The sequence below is a fragment of the Armatimonadota bacterium genome, from assembly GCA_035527535.1.
GTDB lineage: Bacteria > Armatimonadota > Hebobacteria.
In genome coordinates this window covers 1-17,802 of the sequence record DATLAK010000033.1, presented here as the reverse complement: position 1 = coordinate 17,802, position 17,802 = coordinate 1, and the positions used below count along the sequence as shown (strand labels likewise).

The following is a 17,802-nucleotide window of genomic DNA, read 5'->3' as shown; positions in this document are numbered from 1 at the left end:
TGTCGCGTCATGACCCACACCGGGAGGCGCCAACCAGCCGCACTCCCTCTACCCCCTGGCCTCCTCCATGATCGCCACGTGCGCTCCCCTGGTGATGCCGAAGGGGACGAAGCTGTAGTGGTCACGCCAGATGCGATCGGGGCTGCGCGGGTCCTCCCGCCACTGCGCGCCGCCCAGGAAAAGGTCGGGGCTGACGCCGACGGGGTCGCCGGCCGCGTTGTGATGTGGCCCCAGCAGGTTGCGGCAGGTGCCGTGCAGCTCGATCTCAAACGAGTTGATGCGCCGCCGGTGAAGCAGCGCCGTCACCTCTACCTCGTGCGGCCGCCACGGAAGGTGCCCCGCCTGCTTGCCATTGACCCATACCGTCGCCAGCGCCGCCTCCAGTCCCTCCAGCCGCAGGAACGCCCGCTGCCCCGCCTGCAGCGGCACCCGCAAGTCCTGCCGATAGGCAATCGAACCCCGGAAGAACCGGTACCCCTGCGGGCCCAGATCGCCGGTGTGCACTTCGGTCGGCGCCGCCACCAGCGCGAACATGGGCGCGCCGCCCTCCCACCGCGCGCCGCTGCGCACAACGCCGAAATCGCCGACGACGTAGATGCTCTCGACCTCCAGTTCCGGCCCCGCGCTGGCGATCATCTCCACCACGTTCACGCCCTGACGCAGCAGGCCCGCGAGGTCCAGCTTGCGCCAGGAAATATCAGTCCACCACCCGTGTTCCGGGGGCGGGGCGTGACCGTTGACGGTGATGGTGTAGCGCTCCGGCTGCTCCACCACCAGGAAGCAATCGCGCGCCTGCGCGGGATCGGACTCCATCGGGAAGGTGAAGCGCAGGCCGAGCGCCGTCGGCTGCGTCAGCTCTCGCACCACCTGGTGCAGCCAGATCGTCGGCACCTGCGGCTGCCACTTGCCCTCGCCCAGGCGGTAGGCGCAGTAGTCCAGCGTCAGCGCGTTGTGCTCCCGCGGCTGCACCTGCCACTGATCCTCAAACGCCACCCGGCGCACCTGGCGCAAGACCGGCGCGCTCCCCTCCAGGGGTTCGTGAGCGCGGTTGAGGGCGAGCAGGCGCGACCCTGCCGGGGCGAAGGTCACGCGCACGCCCGTGTAGCTCCCGGCGTAGTGCGCGGGCAGGGGCGTAACCCTGCCGGTGCGCAGGTCCCACTCCTCCAGCAGCCCGCGGCCGCGCAGGCGCACCTCGGCGTGCACTTCCCGGTGGTTGTCGGTGTTGGCCAGGAAGAAGAGCTGCCGCTCTCCCACCTCCCGCTGCTGGTAGAAGATGGTGTGCGCGTCCTCCTCATGGCGCCCCAGCGCGTGCAGGGCGCGCTCCACGGCGGAGTCATGCTCCAGCACCACGATCTCCGGCTCCACCATGCCCTCCAGCGCCAGCCGCAGCTCGTCGCGGTCGAGCTGGATGATCGTCGCCACCCGGCGCAGTTGCTCCGCCGGTCGCCCGGAGGCGACCCCTTGCTCGAGCGCCGGCAGCGGCTCCACGCAGATGATCCGCCCCCCCGCCTGCGCGAACCGCAGCAGCAGGTCGAGCACCCGGGTGCGCAGGCTGACGCTCGGCGGCACGATGACCACCCGGTAGCGGGCGCTGCCCACGCGCAGGCTGTCGCCCTCGACCCCGCCGTGGCGTTCGATGATGCTCTCGTCGCCGTAGTCGTAGTCGCGGTGAATCTGCAGCAGGAATGTGCTCAGGCGCGAGAACTGCCCGCTGAGCTCCATCACCGGGCGCTCGTCGTTGGGATCGTGCACCGCCCACGCGCTGCCGATGGGGTGCAGCACCAGCACGTCGCAGCGATGCTTGCCGCTGGTGAGGGCGGCGCCCAGGCGCGCGAAGTAGTCGGCGACGACGCGGTTGTGCGGCCACCACGGCTGCTGGTAGTACAGCGACGGCGGGTAATCGCGCTTGCGCTCGCCCTTCATCGAGTACAGCTCCAGGTGCTGGCACAAGCGGTCCACCCCCTGCGCGTATTGCCAGTCGCCGATCCATTTCTGGTCCTCGAACGACAGGTTCCAACCCACGGCGCCGAAGGTCTCGGACAGCACCCGGCGGCCGCCGAACTGGTGGGCGACGCTCGACACCTGCTTGCACAGCAGCGGATCCCCGATGCGGCGCCCGAGGTGGTCAATCCCCGGCATGTGCAGGTACTCGTAGTGCTGCATGGCGGCGCCCATGCGCCGCAGTTGGCTCAGCAGCGTCTCCTCGTGTAGGAAGTGGCCGGTGAGCGCCAGGCGGTGGCGCGCGCACCAATCGTGGAGGCGCCGGGTGAAATTCTCGACGTAGAGGTCGGTCACCGTGCTCCAGAAATCGTAGCGCACCTGGTGGAAATCGCCCGCCGCGTAGAATACCGACAGCAGGTTCTCCACCAGGTCGTAGCCGTTGCGTTCGCGGAAGAAGAGCGGCAGACCCTCAGTCCACGGCACGTGGCGGAAAGAGGGCTCGTCGGTGAAGATACCGGGAATGGTCTTGCCGAACTCCGCGCCCACGCGCCGGCGGTAGGCTTCGTGGGTGAGCTCCATGAACTTTTTCACCACGGCTGGCTTCAGCAGATCCGCACGGCCGTGGGTCTGCACGTAGAAATGAAAGACCGTGCGGTCGCCGACAGTGCTCGGCAGGCGGTGGTCGGGCAGATAGGTCACGTCGCTGACGGTGTTGCCGCGGCGGCGCCCGATGAAGGTCGCCACGGGAGCGGGCTGCGGCTCGAACTGGTCGGCATAGACCTCCGCCAGCTCCACTGTCTTCTGCTGCCACTCGGGCCCCAGGTCCGGGATCACCGTGCCCACCGTGCCGCTCGGCCACTTGTCCTCGTCGTAAAGCCACGCCTCCAGCCCCAACTGGCGCGCCTCGTCAACCGCGGCCTCGATGCACTCCATCCAGCGCTCCGACAGGTACGGCGTGATGAGGCCGACGCGCGCGTGCATGAAAAAGCCCCCCAGCCCCTGCTCCTTCATCTCGCGCACCTGGCGGCGCAGCTCCTCCGGCTCCAGGTCATCGTTCCACGACCAGAACGGCGCGCCCCGATACCGCTTGCCGTCGCGCCCCGCCCGCCGAAACTTCTCCTCCAGCCTCATCTTCTTCCTCCGCTCCACCAAGCGCCTATCCCGAAAACGAGCCAACGGTCATGGGCGCAGCGAAGCTCACACGCCTCTGGCTGGCAAATCCCGTGCCACGCGAGACCCCTTGCTTCGTTCGCAATGACATTGGTCATGGACTGTCAATCCTGGGATAGGGTCTAACCCGGATTATGCGTAAGGCTTCGGGGATGTCATTCCGAGGGAGCGGCGCGACCGAGGAATCCCCTACCAGGGATGCCCAAGGCCAACAATTGCAGCCGCGAGCAACCCCGGTAGGGGATCCCTCGCGTTGCTCGGGATGACACACCCATCGGGAGAGCGCTTCACGTTGACAATGCATAATCCGGCTCTAAGCCACGTCGCATCGGGTGTCACTCCCCATAGCGTGGCCAACTCCGCGGCGCTCGAGCTCTGCTGTTTCCCTTGCCCCTCATTCGCGTTCATCTGTATTCATCTGCGGCTGAGTCGCTTCCTACGTGTCCTCTGTGATCTCCGCGGACAATCCCGTGTGCCCGAAGCCCCCGCCGGCGCGCGGGGTGTCGTCCAGGGCCACGACCTCCGCCAGCTCCGCGCGGCACACCGGCGCGATCACCAGCTGCGCGATGCGATCGCCGCGGCGCACCACGAACGGCTCGCGGCCGGCGTTGTGCACGATCACCGCCACCGGCCCCCGATAGTCCGCGTCAATGGTCCCCGGCGTGTTGAGCAGCGTCACCCCGTGGCGCAGCGCCAACCCGCTGCGCGGGCGCACCTGCGCCTCGTACCCGGGGGGCACCGCGATCTTGATCCCGGCCGGAATGAGCGCCCAGCGCCCGGGCGCGATCACCGCTTCCGTCTCCACCGCCGCGTGCAGGTCCATCCCAGCCGCGCCGGCGGTCTGATACGTCGGCAGCGGCAATCCCCGGCCCTGCGGCAGGCGTTCGACCTCTATGCGGATGCGCTTGGTCATTGGGTCTGGCGTCGGCCGCTGGCGCGGGCGCGTCCCCGCCGAGGGGTATTTCGCTGATCACGATTCCGTTCCTGCCCCACGGCAGGGCCGGGCGTGGTGGAACCCGCCTGTACGCTGCGGCGCCAGCGCCCGGCCGGCGGAGACCACAAACGCACCCCGGATGTGGAATATAGCCGATTGGTATGAAGCGGCGGCCCGCCGCTGCCGGCGGGTCAGCGGAAACTCGTTTCGCCGAGGCGATTCGGCATGACCAGCGAGACCACCGAAGCGCGGGAGCTTCTGCTCCGTGCGGTGTCTCCGATCCCTGGCGACCTGGCGGTCGTGTTTGACCGCCTGGTCGCCGCACGTCGGGCGGCGAGCCTCTACCAGGAGGACCACCCGATTGCGATGACGGCGCGCGACGAGGCGTGCCTGGCGCTGGAGACCGCTCTCCGTGAACGCGGCAAGTTGACCCTGACCGCGACCGAGGTGGGCCTGCTTATTGACGACCAGGCCCATCGCCAGACCGCCGACACCAATGCCCTCGCCAAGCGCCTGCGCCAGCACGGGATCCTGGCCATCACCTTCCGCGCCGCCGTCGACCCCACCGAGCTCTCAGTGCTGCTGGCGGCGATGGACCTGCCAGCGGCGCGGCTGCGCGCCCGCGGCGGCGTGCGCCAGATCCTGCTGGCCTCGGGGGTGACGGGCATCGAGGTGGAGGACCTGTGCTTCGCTGACGAGGCGCCGGTCGCGGAGCAAGCGATCACCGCCCAGTTCCTGGAAGCGAACTGGGACGCGCTCATCGCGGAGCTGGCCGAGATCCTGTGTGCGGACGCCGACGACGTTGACGAGGAGACCTATGACAAGCTACTCCATGTGCTGGCCGACCCGGCGTTGGTGGTGCGCCTGCTCGCGGAATGCCTGACCGGCGCTGCAGCGCAAGCGGCCGAGGGCGGCCGTTCCGCGTTCGTGGGCCAGATCGTGCAGCGGCTGGAGCGCATCATCCTGGCGCGCTCCAGCGCCGAATGGGAGAAGGTCAAGGCCAACGTGCGCGCGGCGGTCGCCAAGCTGCCGCCGGCGGTGCGCCCGCGCATCTTCGCCTTCCACGCCAACCACACGGGGCAGGGACCGCCCAGCCCGGATGAGGTCGTCGCCTCCCCCGCCAACGAACGTCTGCCCGGCGTGCTCAGGGAGCTGGCCGCCGCCTTGGCGGAGGCGCGCAACCTCCCGCGTGAGTTGGCCGACGCCTTCGTCGGCACCGAACGCGGTGACCAGGCGATGCATCTGCTCGGCGCCGACGCCCACCGCCCTGCCAGCCGCCTGGCGATGATCCTCAACGGCATCGCCGCGATGAAGTTCGAGCCCCTGTCGCCGTGGGAGGAGATGACGGACCTGCTCCAGTCGGCGCGCGGGCAGACCACCCTCGCCGATGCGGTGACGACCCTGCTGGAAGTCCTCGACAAGGAAACCAAGCTCGACGGCTACTCCAAGGTCGCGACCGAGCTGGAACGCAAGACCCGCGAGCTGATGGACCACAACCAGCGAGCGGCCGCGCTCTCCGCCCTCGCCAGTCTCGCCCGCCACGCCAACGAGTCCGGCGACTACCCCGCCTGGCAGCGCCTGCGCGCCCGCGCCGCCCTGGAGGCCATCGGCACCGATGCCATCCTGCGCTTCGCGGGGCAGATGATTCGCGCGGCGACCCCGGACCAGGCGGAAACGGCCACCGAGCTTCTGGTCTTCCTGGGCAAGGCTGCCGCGCCGATGCTGACGCAGTTGATCGCGGAGCCGCTGATGCCGGGCGCCGACACCGCGGTGATGGAGGCGCTGGTGCGCCTGGGCGATCAAGCGGTGCCGGAGCTGTGCCGGGCGCTGCACAGCGGCTACACCCAGACCGGGCAAGCGGTGGTGCGCGTGCTGTCGCGCATAGCCACGCCGCAGGCGCTCGAGGGGCTGGGCAAGGCTTTGGGCGCGCGCGACGTGCTGGTGCGCCTGATGGCGGTGCAGGCGCTCGGCAAGACCAACTCCCCGGGAGCCGCACGACTGCTGTTGCCCGGCGTCACCGACCACTACCCGTCCATCCGGCGCGCCGCCATCGCTGCCCTCGGCGACTTGCGCAGCGCGGAGTCGGTGCCCGAGTTGTCGCGGGTCGCTACCGGCGGCTCGGCTCTGCCCGGCCGAGCCATTGGCGACCAGCTCGAGGCGATCTGCGCCCTGGGCAAGATCGCCGGCGGCCAGGCGATCCAAACCTTATCGCGCGTGCTCCGGCGCCGCCCCTGGTTCGGGGCCGCCAGGGCCGACGAAACCAGGCTCGCGGCGGCGGCGGCCCTCAAGCGCATCGGCACCCCCGAGTGCCTGGATGTGCTCGCCGGCTACATCAAGGACAAGCGGCCGGCGGTGCGCGCGGCGTGCCAGGAGATGTTCGAGGAGATGCAGGCCGACCGCCCCCGGGCCTAACCTTCAAATGGAGCCGAACGCGTGACTGAACAGGACCTGAACGTGGGCACCCCTACGGCGCGGGGGGGCCACCCAGCCCGCACCGATGACAGCAACGCCGCCGCCGTGCAGTTCTCCACGCAGGTGGAGCAGGCGCTGGTGGCGGTGGCGACGGCGGTGCGCAACAGCACCTTCTACGGCGTGCAGCACTCGGTTGCCGTGGACTGCCTGCAGGAGGCGACCGAACGCCTCAACGTGCTGCTGCGCGAACGCCCCCGGCTGGAAATCAACGTTCAGACCGATCAGTTCGTCTTCGACAACCTGCCGCTGCCCGACAATATCGGCACGCTGGTGCCGCTGGCGGAGGAGCTGCTGGCGCGCGAGGTCGGCTGCATTACCATCACCCCCGCGGTGGAGCAGCGCGAGCTGGCGGTGCTGGCGGAGGTGCTCATCACCGATCCCCGCGCGCTCGAGCTTCAGGGCGGCGCCAAGGGCGCGCTCGAGGGCCACGGCGTCACCCACCTCGTGCTCGAACCGCGCCGCAGCGACCAGCCCGACGACATGCAGGAGCGCCAGGCATTCGAGATTTACCAGGATGCCGTGGACACCGTCCGCCGCGCCATGAACGCGGTCGAGCGCGGGCAAGTCATAGACGTGGTGGCGGTGCGCGCGGTGGTCGAGGATATGCTGAGCTCGCTGCTCTACGACAGCTCCGGGCTGGTGAGCCTGGCCGCCATCAAGAGCTATGACGAGTACCTCTACGAGCACTCGGTCAACGTCTGCATCGTCGCCATGGTCTTCGGCTGCACCCTGGGGCTCAACCAGAAGCAGATGATAGACCTGGGCATGGCCGGCATCCTCCATGACATCGGCAAGGTCTTCGTGCCGCTCGACATCGTGCGCAAGCCGGGGCCGCTGACCGAAGAGGAGTGGATGGTCATGCACACCCATCCCCTGGTTGGCGCCAAGGTGCTCGCCACCACCCCCGGCGTGCCGGACCTGGCGGCGGTGGTGGCCTTCGAGCATCACATCAAGCACGACCGCACCGGCTATCCCAAGACCGCGCGGCCGCGCGCGCTCAACTTCTACAGCCACATCTGCACCATCGTTGACTGCTACGATTCCCTAACCACCGTCCGCCCCTACCGCGCGCCGGTGCGACCGGAGCAGGCGGCGGGGTGGATGCTCTACTCCGGCAGCAGCCAGTTCGAGCCCCGTCTGCTGCGGCGCTTCGCCCAACTGCTGCGGCTTTATCCCGTCGGCGCCATCGTCAAGCTCGACGGCGGCGAGTGGGCGGTGGTCAGCGGCGGCAGCGAGCGCGATCTCTCGCGCCCGGTGGTGCGCCTGCTCGCCGATGCCAACGGCGGCATGGTGCGCGGCTTCAAGCGCCTCGACCTCAGCGTGCGCGACCCTCATGGTGGTCACTCGCGCTCCATCGTGGACTGCCTGCAGCCGGTCAGCCGCATCGCCGAGATCGCCTCCGTCCTCGCGCGCTAGCCCACCTTCCGCAGCATCGGCCCCGAGATGTTCTTGTGAGCCCGTTCTCCCCGCTGCCGGGGGCGAGCCTGAGCGTGGCGCGTCCTGCGGCGGTCGGGCTGGCGATTAAGCTGATTCAGATGCACGCCCCCGCAGGTGCGCGATCACCGCTTGCATCTCCGCCGGCGGGTCGGCGGTGAACTCCAGGCGCTCGCCGCTGCGCGGGTGGTCGAAGGCCAGGTAGTAAGCGTGCAGCGCCTGCCCGGGCAGGGCCGCGACCAGCCGCCGCGTCTCGGCATTGAGCCGCCCCTGTTCCGCCTTGCTCCGCCCCCCTCCATACGTCGGGTCGCCCACCACCGGGTGCCCCACGTGCGCCAGGTGTACGCGGATCTGGTGGGTGCGCCCGGTCTGCAGCCGCGCCTCGACTAGGGTCATCGGCCCCAGCACCTCGCGCACGCGCACCTCGGTGATCGCCTCGCGCGCCCCGGGCTTGCCTTCCCGCGCGGGGTCGAGCACCGCCATCATCACCCGCTGTGAGGGATGCCGGCCCAACAACGTGCGCACGACGAAGTGATCCGTCCGCGGCCGTCCCCATACCAGCGCCAGATACCGCCGCCCCGCGGTGCGCGCCTTGAGCTGCGCCGCCAGCGCGGCGTGGGCGAAGTCGTTCTTGGCCGCCGCCAGCAGCCCCGAGGTATCCTTATCCAGCCGGTGGACGATCCCCGGCCGCAGCTCGCCCCCGATGCCGGACAGATCGCGGCAGTGGGCGAGCAGCGCGTTGACCAGGGTCTCCTGGCGGCGACCGGCTCCCGGATGCACGACCATGCCCGGGGGCTTGTTGACGACGATCAGATCGGAATCCTCGTGGCGGATGTCGAGGGGCAGCGCCTGGGGAATCAGATGCGTGGGCTGCGGCGGCGGCAGGCTGATGGTGATCTCCTGGCCCGCGCGCACGACGAAGCGGGGCTTCACCGCTTTCCCGTCAACCGTGACGGCGCCCGCCTTGATCAGCCGCTGCGCCTGCGCCCGCGACAGCTCGGGCGCGCGTCGCGCAATCAAGACATCGAGGCGCTCGCCCGCGTCGGCGGACGCGACTACGAGCCGCGTCATGGGCGTCGGGGCGCAGCATGCCTTGCCCCTGCCTCCGCCTTCATCCCCGTTCATCCAGGCTGCTTCTCCCGGCCCGCCTTGCCAGCCCCTTGAGCCCGAACCACCCAATAACTCCAAGCGCCATCAGGCCGAGGCTGGCGACCTGCGCCTGGGTCAGGCCATCCCACAGCACCTGCGCGGTATAGCCCTTGCGCCAGAACTCGACGACGAAGCGCAGCACGCCGTAGAGACCGAGATAGGCGGCGAAAAGCTGGCCGCCGGCGCGCGCGCCCGGCCGCCGCAGCAGCAGCAGCCCGAAGATCACCAGGCTGCCCGCACTGGCGTAGAGCTGGGCCGGGTGGCTGGGCGGAGTGAGGCCGGCGCCGCCGTCGCTGAAGCGCGTGGCCCAGGGGAGATCACTGGGGCCGCCATAGCAGCACCCGTTGAGGAAACAGCCGATGCGCGCGACGGCATAGCCCAGAGCCATCCCCGGCGCCCCGCAGTCGAGCATGGCGGCGAGGGCGGTGCGGGTCGCACGTGCATAGAGGGCGACCGCACCCAGGCCTCCGATGAGCCCGCCGTGAAACGACAGCCCGCCGCGCCACACGAACGGCAGGTCGCGCCAGGTCAGGTAGGGGTCGAGCGCCACGAAGACGATGCGCGCGCCGATCAGTCCCCCCGCCAGCGCCGCCAGCCCGCCGTCAATCATGCGCTCCGGCGCCAGCCCGCGACGGCGCGCCTCGCGCATCGCCCACAGCGTGCCGGCGACGAACGCCAGCACCAGCATCACGCCGTAGGAGCGCACCTCCAGCGGCCCCAGTCTGAACAGCGTCGGCCGCACTCTTACTTCTCGCTTTCCGTTGCCTGGCGGCGGCGGGGCAGCGCCGCCGCCAGAATGATAAGCCCCACCCCCGCCGTCACCGCGATGTCGGCGACATTGAATACCGGCCACACCCGCAGGTCAATGAAATCCACCACGTGGCCCAGGCGCACGCGATCAACCAGGTTGCCGAGCGCCCCCCCCAGCAGCATCGCCACCGCCACCGTGAGCAGCGTGGAGTGAGCGACGGCGGCGCGAGCGTACACCAGCAGCGCCAGCGCGATCACCGTCGAGGCCGCGATCAGGTAGGTCGTGGCCTGGGGCAGCAGGCCGAAGGCGCCGCCGGGGTTACGCTCCAGCGTCAGCCGCAGCCAGCCTCCGGCGACGGGGTGCGGGTGATGGGCGGACAGCAGGCCCACCGCCGCCGTCTTGGTCGCCTGGTCCGCCGCCAGCGCGGCGACGGCCACCCCCAGCAGGAGCGGCCAGCGCGCGCGCATCATGTTCGCCCGCTGCCGCCGGGAGGGATCATCTCGTCTCCCGCCGTCCCTGGCACTCGACGCACAGCGTGGCGTGAGGCAGCGCCCGCAGGCGCTGCAGGCCGATCTGCCGGCTGCAGTTGTCACACTTGCCGTAGGTGCCGCGCTTGACCTTGGCGAGCGCGTTACGCACCCGCGCCAGCGAATGGTGGATGCCCTCCAGCATCGCCTGGTCTTTCTCTTTTTCGAACGTCTCCGAGGCCATGTCCGCCGGGTGGTCATCGTACCCCGACAGCTCCATCACCACCTCCGACTCGGTGGCGCGCCCCTTGGTGCTCGCGATCTCGCGCAGTCGCTCGAGCAAGTCCTGTTCCTCGGCCTCGAGCCGCTTGCGAAAGCGCTCAAGTTCAGCCGTCTTCATGCCTCGCCCTCTCCCATGATCACGCTGGCGCAGCGCGCGCACAGCGACGGATGTCCCGCCTGCTCTCCCACCGTGGTTTGCACCAACCAACAGCGCGCACACTTGCCGCCCGGCGCCGCCGCCACCTCGACCGCCGCTTCCGCCGCCGGCCGCACCTCGGCCTGCGACACGATCAGCACTCGCGCCAGCTCGTCCCCCAGCTCGCGCAGCAAGCGCGCCTGCGGCTGCGGCGCGTGGATGGTGACCGCGGCGTGCAGCGGCTGATCCACCACGCCGGTCGTGCGCGCGCGCTCGAGCGCGCGGTTGACCTGCTCCCGCACGCGCAGAATCTCCTCCCAACGGCGCCCCAACTCCGGGTCACACCCGTCAGCCGCGGGCCACCGCGCGAACTGCACGCTATCCTCGTGCGCGCCCGGCAAGTGCTGCCAGATTTCCTCCGCCGTATGGCTCAGGATCGGCGCCAGCAGCCGCGCCAGCCCGCCCGCGAGCGCGTACAGCGCCGCCTGTGCCGAGCGCCGCCCGCGCGACCCGGCAGCGGTAGTATATAGGCGATCCTTCAGCATGTCCAGATAGAACGCAGACATGTCCACCGCGCAGAAGTCGTTGACCGCGTGATAGACGCGGTGGAACTCGAAATCCTCGTAGGCGCGCGTGACCCGTTCCGTCAGCTCCCCCAGCCGGTGCAGCGCCCAGCGGTCAACCTCCGCCAGGTCGGCGGGCGCCGGGGCGTCCGCCGCGGGATCGAAGTCGTAGAGGTTGCCGAGCATGAAGCGCACGGTGTTGCGGATGCGCCGGTAGGCCTCGATCACCTGCTCGAAGATGGACTCCGACATCGGCATGTCGGACTTGAAGTCCACGTAGGCGACCCACAGCCGCAGGATATCGGCGCCATAGACCTCGGCGATGGCGTTGGGGTCAACGATGTTCTCCAGCGACTTGCTCATCTTGCGCCCGGTCTCGTCGAGGAAGAACCCGTGGGTGAGCACGCAGCGGTAGGGCGCGCGCCCGCGGGCGATGATCGAGGTCCACAGCGAGGCTTGGAACCACCCCCGGTGCTGGTCGCTGCCCTCCAGGTAGAGGTCGGCGGGCGAGCGCAGGTTGGCGCGTGTCTCCAGCACCGCCGCGTGGCTCGCGCCTGAATCGAACCACACGTCGAGGATGTCGCTCTCCTTGCGAAACTCAGTTCCGCCGCACGCGCCGCAGGCGGTGCCCGCCGGCAGCAGCTCCGCCGCCGGCAGCGTGAACCACGCGTCGCTGCCGCGCTCGGCAAATACCGCGCGCACCGCCTCCACCGTCTCCGGGGTCAGCAGCAGCTCGCCGCAGCCCTCGCAGTAGAATGCGGGGATGGGAATGCCCCACACCCGTTGGCGCGAGATGCACCAGTCCGGCCGCTCCGCCACCATGCCGACGATGCGCTCGCGCCCCCACGGCGGCACCCATTTCACGCCCTCAATCGCTGTCAGCGCCTCGCGCGTGAACTTGTCCACCGCCACGAACCACTGCTCGGTGGCGCGGAAGATGATCGGCTGGTGGCAGCGCCAGCAGTGGGGATACGAATGCTCTGATTCCGCGCTCGCCAGCAGCGCCTCGCGCTCTCGCAGCTCCGCCAGGATCGGCGCCTCCGCCTGGTCGTAGCGCAGGCCCGCGAACTTCCCGCCCTCCGCCGTGAAAATCCCGCGCCCGTCGAGCGGGCTCAAGGTCGCCAGCCGGTACTGCTGGCCGGTGGCGAAGTCCTCCTTGCCGTGCCCGGGCGCGATGTGCACCAGGCCCGTGCCCTGCTCCAGGGTCACGTAGTCGGCGAGCACCACCACCGGCTCGCGCTCCACGAACGGATGGCGCGCGCGCAGGCCCTCCAGCTTCTCCCCCGGCCGCGTCGCCAGCACCTCGTATCCATCTTTCCCGACCGCCGTCATCACCGCTCCCACCAGCTCCGCCGCCATCACCAGCAGCTCGTCGCCCGCCCGCACCAGCGCATATTCGAACCCCGGGTGCGCGGCGACGGCGACGTTAGCGGGCAGGGTCCACGGCGTGGTGGTCCAGATAACCAGGTAAGCGGGCGTCCCCGCGGGGGCGTCGGGGAAGCGCTCGCGCACATCGCTGACCAGCGCGAACTTGACGAAGATCGAGGGCGAGGTCGCCGGCGCGTATTCGATCTCCGCCTCCGCCAGCGCGGTCTCGCAGGTCGCGCACCAATAGACCGGCTTCAGCCCCCGGTAGACCGCATCGTGCGCCACCAGGTCGCGGAATACGCCCAGCACCGCGGCCTCGTAGGTCGGGTCCACCGTCAGGTACGGGTGCTCCCACTCGCCGCGCACCCCCAGGCGGCGAAACTGCCGCCGCTGCACTTCCATGAACTTGACCGCGGTCTCGTGCGCGCGCCCCCGCAGCTCCATCGGCTCGATCTGGTGGCGGTCGAGGTCGAAGGTGCGCAGCGCCCGCATCTCCGTCGGCAGCCCGTGCATGTCCCACCCCGGCACGAACGGCGCGTCGTAGCCCTGCATCGTCTTGAACTTGACCACGATGTCCTTGAGGATCTTGTTGAGCGCCTGGCCGAGGTGGATGTCGCCGCTGGTATAGGGCGGCCCATCATGCAGGATGTACTGCTCGCGCCCCGCGTTCTGCGCCTGGATGCGGGCGTAGAGATCGAGCTCATCCCACCGCGCCTGGATCTCCGGTTCGCGCTGCGGCAGGTTGGCCTTCATGGGGAAGGCCGTGCGCGGCAGGTTGAGCGTGTCCCGGTAGTTCCTAGTCTCGCGTTCCATGGTCTCCCGTTCTCATGTGGCACAACCGCCCTCGGCTGTAGCCCCTAACGTCGCCACCACCTCCGCCAGCGCCTCCGGCCACGGGCGCAGGTCGTCGCGCCCTTGTAGCTCCAGGCTCAGGTGGCGCAGGACCGAGTACGCCGGCCGCCGCGTCGGCGTCGGCCATTCACTCGCCGATATGGGCTCCACCCGCGCCGGGCTGCCTGCCAGCCGAAGCGCCTCCGCCGCCAACTCCGCCCACGAGCTGCCTCCAGCGTTCGTTATGTGATAAGTGCCGTAAAGCCGCGACCCCACCAGGTGGCGGGTGATGGCATCGGCCAGGTCGGCGGCGCTGGTGGGCGAGCCCACCTGGTCCGCCACCACTCGCAGCGTTGGCCGCTCCCCCGTCGCCGCGGCGGAGACCGCGTGCTCCCGCGCTTTGCCCAGGATGCTGAGCACGAAGTTGCGCCCGTGCGGCGCGAACAGCCACGCCGTGCGCACGATGAAGTGGCGCACTACCAGCTCGCGCACGTGACGCTCACCGGCGAGCTTGCTCGCGCCGTACACGCCCAGTGGTCGCGGTTCGTCGTACTCGGTGTAGGGCGCTCCCTTTTCGCCGTCGAAGACGAAATCGGTGCTTATGTATATCATACCTGCGCCGACCTGGCTACAGGCGGCCGCGACGTTCCACGCGCCCAAGGCGTTGACGCGGAACGCGCGCGCCGGGTCGCGCTCGCAGCCGTCCACATCGGTGTAGCCCGCGCAGTGGCACACCAGGTCCGGCTGCGCCTGCCTCAGCCCCGCCTCGACGGCGGCGCAATCAGTGATGTCGAAGTCGCCGACATCCACCGCCACCACGTCGTGCTCGCGCTCCAGCCGCGCCGCCAGCTCGCGCCCCAGCATGCCCTGGGCGCCGGTGACCATTATGCGCATCGCTTCACTCGCGCCCTCCCAGTGGTGGCCGAGCCAGGTGCAGGCCCGCGCCCGGCGCTCACCGGTACAGCCCCAGCAGGCTCTTGATCCGAATACCCAGCATATCGCGCAGCATGCGCAGCGAGTCGCGCACCGGATCCACCTTGCTGCGCGGCGAGTTGATCCACGTCACTGCCACCTCCTTGACGCGCAGCCCGCGCTTGAGGGCGATGAACAGGACCTCCACGTCGAATGCGAATCCCGTGATGGTCTGGCGGCGGAAGAGATCGCGCACCACCTCGCCGCGGAACAGCTTGAACCCGCACTGGGTATCTCGAAATCCGCGCAGCGCCACCGCCCGCACCATGAGGTTGAAGATGCGCCCCATCCCCTCTCGATACCACGGCTGGCGCACCCGCAGGTCCGACTGCGGCAGCCCTCGCGAGCCGATGGCGATGTCGCAACTCTCTCCTTCCACCGCCGCCAGCAGTTTCTCTACCTCCTCGATGGGGGTGGAAAGATCGGCGTCGGAGAACAGTACCCACCGCCCCCGCGCCGCCAGCATCCCCACCCGTACCGCCGCCCCCTTGCCCGGGTCGGCCTCGCGCTGCAGCAGCCGCAGCCGCGGCTCGTCGCGCTGGAAGCGCGCCACCACCCGCGCCGTCGCGTCGCGGCTGACGTCGTCCACCACCGCGATCTCCCATACGTACGGCTGACCGCGCAAGTACTCCATGACGCGCTCCAGCGTCGGCCCGATGCGCTCCGCCTCATCGTGCGCCGGAATGATCACCGACAGGTGGATGGGCGCCGCCCGGTCGGTCTCGCTCCCCTGCTCACCTGTTCCCCTGCTCACCTGTTCATCCGAGGGTCACCTGGCTCGAGTCTCCGAGCATGAACTGGTGCCACGCGGGGCGGCGGTCGCTGGTATGGACGACCACGTTCTTGCCGATCAGGCTGTCGCGGATGCGTCCCGGGATGCGGCGGATGGCGCTTGCCCCGAGCACGATGCTGTTCGCCAGCTCGCTGCCCTCGATCTCGACATCGCAGTAGAGCGAGACATAGGGGCCCACCACCGAGTCCACCACCCGGGCGCCGCGGCCGATGATGGCGGGGCCCTGGATGACGCTGTTGGCGATGGTGGCCCCCTGCTCGATCACGACCCGCCCCAGCAGTTGGCTGCGGCCGTCCACCTGCCCCTGGTTGCTCTCGGCCAGGGTGTCGAGGACGATGCGGTTGGCCTCCAGCAGGTCGCCCAGGGTGCCGGTGTCCTTCCACCAACCCCGGACCTCGTGCGAGCGCACCGTCAGCCCCTCGTCAATCAGCGCCTGGATGGCATGCGTGATCTCCAGCTCCCCTCGCCCCGACGGGCGCAGGTTGTCAATCGCCCGCCACACGTGCCGGTCGAAGAGGTAGACGCCGACCAGCGCGAGGTCGCTCGGCGGGTGCTCGGGTTTCTCCTCCAGGCGCACCACCCGTTCCCCCTCCAGCACCGCCACCCCGAAGTCGCGCGGGTTGGGCACCCGGCACAGCAGGATCATGGCGTGAGCCTGGTTACGCTCGAACTCGCGCGTGAAGTCGTGGATGCCGGAGGGCAGGAAGTTGTCCCCCAGGAAGACGACGAACGAGTCGTCGCCGACGAAGTCGCGGGTCAGGCCCACCGCGTGGGCGATGCCGCGGGGGGCGTCCTGCTCGACGTAGGTCACCCGCAGCCCCCACTGCTCGCCGTCGCCCACCGCCTCCATGATCTCGGGGCCGGTGTCAATGCTGCCGGGGTAGTCGGGGTGGCGGCAGCCGACGACGACCGCCACCTGCTTGATGCCGGCTCTCGCCAGCGACTCCAGGCAGTAGTAGATGATGGGTTTGTTGGCCAGCGGGATGAGGTGCTTGGTCATGGTGTGGGTCAGCGGGCGCAACCTCGTCGCCCGGCCTCCCGCGAGAATCACTCCCTTCAATACCGTGCCCTCCCCAGATCTCGTCCGCTCCGCGCATTCCAGGCGAAGCAGAACGAGGCGATCCGCAGATGGCTCAGCCCTGCCGCCGCCGGCCAGTGTCTGCTGGCAAAAGGAAGTTCACCCGCCTCCGGCGGGCGCAAGTTCGCTTTCGGCGCCGCCGAAGGGCTCGTGCGCTGGCTGCCTGCAAGCCCTATCCGCCCCGGATACGGCGGGCCATCGCCCGGACGTGGTCGGGGGTGGTGCCGCAGCACCCGCCGATGACCTTGACCCCCATCTGCGCAAAGCGCGCTGCGTAATCGGCCATGGTCTCCGCAGTTGCGGGGAAGGTGGTCTTGCCGCCCACCAGCCGCGGCATCCCCGCATTCGGCTGCACCATGAGCGGTCGGTCGGTCGCCGCCATCATCGCCTCGATCACAGGCACCATCACCTCGGGCCCGGTGCCGCAGTTGGCGCCGACAATGGTCGCCCCGTAGTCCGTCAGCGCGCGAGCGGCGTCAGCCGGGGCAACCCCCATCATGGTGCGCCCGCTGGGTTCAAAGGTCATGGTCGCCATCACCGGCAATCCCGCGGCGAGCGCGGCCGCGATCGCGAGCTTGATCTCGTCCAGGGCGTAGAAGGTCTCCACCGTCGCCGCGTCCGCGCCCGCCTCGGCCGCCGCCTGGGCCTGCTCGCGGAAAGCATCGGCGGCCTGCGCGGGGTCGAGATTGCCCAGCGGCGCCAGCACCTCGCCTGTCGGCCCCATGGACACCGACACCATTATCGCCCCGTCCGCGGCCGGTGCGCCGCCTGCGGCCTCGCGCGCCAGGCGCACTGCCGCCTGGTTGAACTCCGCCGCGCGCTCCCCGAGACCCCATTTCGCAAGCTGAATGCGATTGCCGCCGAAGAAGGTGTTGGTCTCGATGATGTCGGAGCCCGCCTCGACGTAGGCACGGTGGACCCCCAGCACCTTATCCGGCTGCTCGATATTCCACAGCTCGCGGCAGGCCCCGGCGAGCAGGCCGGCGGCCTCCAGCATGGTGCCCATGGCGCCGTCGCCGATGAGCGGGGCGCGGCTCAGCCGGGCCAATAACCGGGCGCTGTTCGTCTGTTCGCTCAAAGTCGCTCCTGCCTCACGTCGCGAACCAAACCACCAAGGTACAAAGACGCGAAGAAAGACTATGGTAGGCGAGGCGCCTGTCCTGAGCCGAGCTGAAAGGCTCCGGCTATGTCATTCCGAGGAAGCGACGCGACCGAGGAATCCCCTACCAGGGATGCCCAAGGCCAACCATTGCAGCCGCGAGCAGTTCCCGTTGGGAAGGCGTTGCCTCCCCAACGGGAAGGCAGCGTTACCCGGTAGGGCATCCCTCGCGTTGCGGCTAGGTCGCGGAGCGACCGCCGTGTCCCTAGGTCAGAGACCGGGATGGCGGCCTTTAGGCCTAGCCAGCGGCCCTCCGGGCTTAGCCACTCGGGATGACACACCCATTGGGTGAGCGCTTCACG

General features: G+C 69.7%; 13 protein-coding genes. 2 read left to right on the top strand and 11 right to left on the bottom strand.

All coding sequences use genetic code 11. From position 1 onward, the window contains the following. Positions 1-48: 48 nt before the first annotated feature. Together VM221_01765 and dut are read right to left on the bottom strand one after the other, a co-directional pair. Positions 49-3,072: a glycosyl hydrolase gene (locus VM221_01765; protein HUT73544.1), complete on the bottom strand. Its 3,024-nt coding sequence runs from the start codon at positions 3,070-3,072 to the stop codon at positions 49-51. 475 nt (positions 3,073-3,547) lie between these two features. Beyond that, entirely contained in the window at positions 3,548-4,024 is a 477-nt protein-coding gene (gene dut, locus VM221_01760; protein HUT73543.1) for a dUTP diphosphatase, read from the bottom strand. 246 nt (positions 4,025-4,270) lie between these two features. On the opposite strand from dut, the gene VM221_01755 reads away from it, so the two are divergent. Continuing rightward, complete coding sequence (locus VM221_01755) at positions 4,271-6,457, top strand: HEAT repeat domain-containing protein (GenBank protein HUT73542.1); 2,187 nt, start codon at positions 4,271-4,273, stop codon at positions 6,455-6,457. Positions 6,458-6,478: 21 nt separating this feature from the next. Then, on the top strand, positions 6,479-7,933 hold the full coding sequence (locus tag VM221_01750) for an HD domain-containing phosphohydrolase (GenBank protein HUT73541.1): 1,455 nt from the start codon (positions 6,479-6,481) through the stop codon (positions 7,931-7,933). A 105-nt stretch (positions 7,934-8,038) separates the two neighbouring features. Here the strand turns inward: VM221_01750 and VM221_01745 are convergent, their stop codons facing one another. The 9 genes from VM221_01745 to VM221_01705 all read right to left on the bottom strand — a co-directional run bounded on the left by VM221_01745 (position 8,039) and on the right by VM221_01705 (position 17,419). After that, entirely contained in the window at positions 8,039-9,076 is a 1,038-nt protein-coding gene (locus VM221_01745) for an RluA family pseudouridine synthase (protein ID HUT73540.1), read from the bottom strand. Further along, positions 9,063-9,842, bottom strand: a complete 780-nt coding sequence (gene lgt / locus VM221_01740; GenBank protein ID HUT73539.1) for a prolipoprotein diacylglyceryl transferase — start codon at positions 9,840-9,842, stop codon at positions 9,063-9,065. Before lgt ends, VM221_01745 begins: the two co-directional genes overlap by 14 nt. Positions 9,843-9,844: 2 nt before the next feature. Next, entirely contained in the window at positions 9,845-10,321 is a 477-nt protein-coding gene (gene lspA / locus VM221_01735) for a signal peptidase II (protein HUT73538.1), read from the bottom strand. Positions 10,322-10,346: 25 nt separating this feature from the next. Then, positions 10,347-10,718, bottom strand: coding sequence for a TraR/DksA C4-type zinc finger protein (locus VM221_01730; GenBank protein ID HUT73537.1), 372 nt, complete (start codon positions 10,716-10,718; stop codon positions 10,347-10,349). Continuing rightward, positions 10,715-13,480, bottom strand: a complete 2,766-nt coding sequence (gene ileS, locus VM221_01725) for an isoleucine--tRNA ligase (GenBank protein ID HUT73536.1) — start codon at positions 13,478-13,480, stop codon at positions 10,715-10,717. Before ileS ends, VM221_01730 begins: the two co-directional genes overlap by 4 nt. Positions 13,481-13,492: 12 nt before the next feature. Beyond that, complete coding sequence (gene rfbD / locus VM221_01720; GenBank protein ID HUT73535.1) at positions 13,493-14,392, bottom strand: dTDP-4-dehydrorhamnose reductase; 900 nt, start codon at positions 14,390-14,392, stop codon at positions 13,493-13,495. A 58-nt stretch (positions 14,393-14,450) separates the two neighbouring features. Then, positions 14,451-15,224 carry a dolichyl-phosphate beta-glucosyltransferase gene (locus VM221_01715; GenBank protein HUT73534.1) on the bottom strand — a complete coding sequence of 258 codons (774 nt, stop codon included), beginning with the start codon at positions 15,222-15,224 and terminating at the stop codon, positions 14,451-14,453. Positions 15,225-15,228: 4 nt separating this feature from the next. Further along, positions 15,229-16,323, bottom strand: coding sequence for a glucose-1-phosphate thymidylyltransferase (locus VM221_01710; protein HUT73533.1), 1,095 nt, complete (start codon positions 16,321-16,323; stop codon positions 15,229-15,231). 190 nt (positions 16,324-16,513) lie between these two features. Continuing rightward, entirely contained in the window at positions 16,514-17,419 is a 906-nt protein-coding gene (locus VM221_01705) for a homocysteine S-methyltransferase family protein (GenBank protein ID HUT73532.1), read from the bottom strand. Between the last annotated feature and the right edge of the window lie 383 nt (positions 17,420-17,802).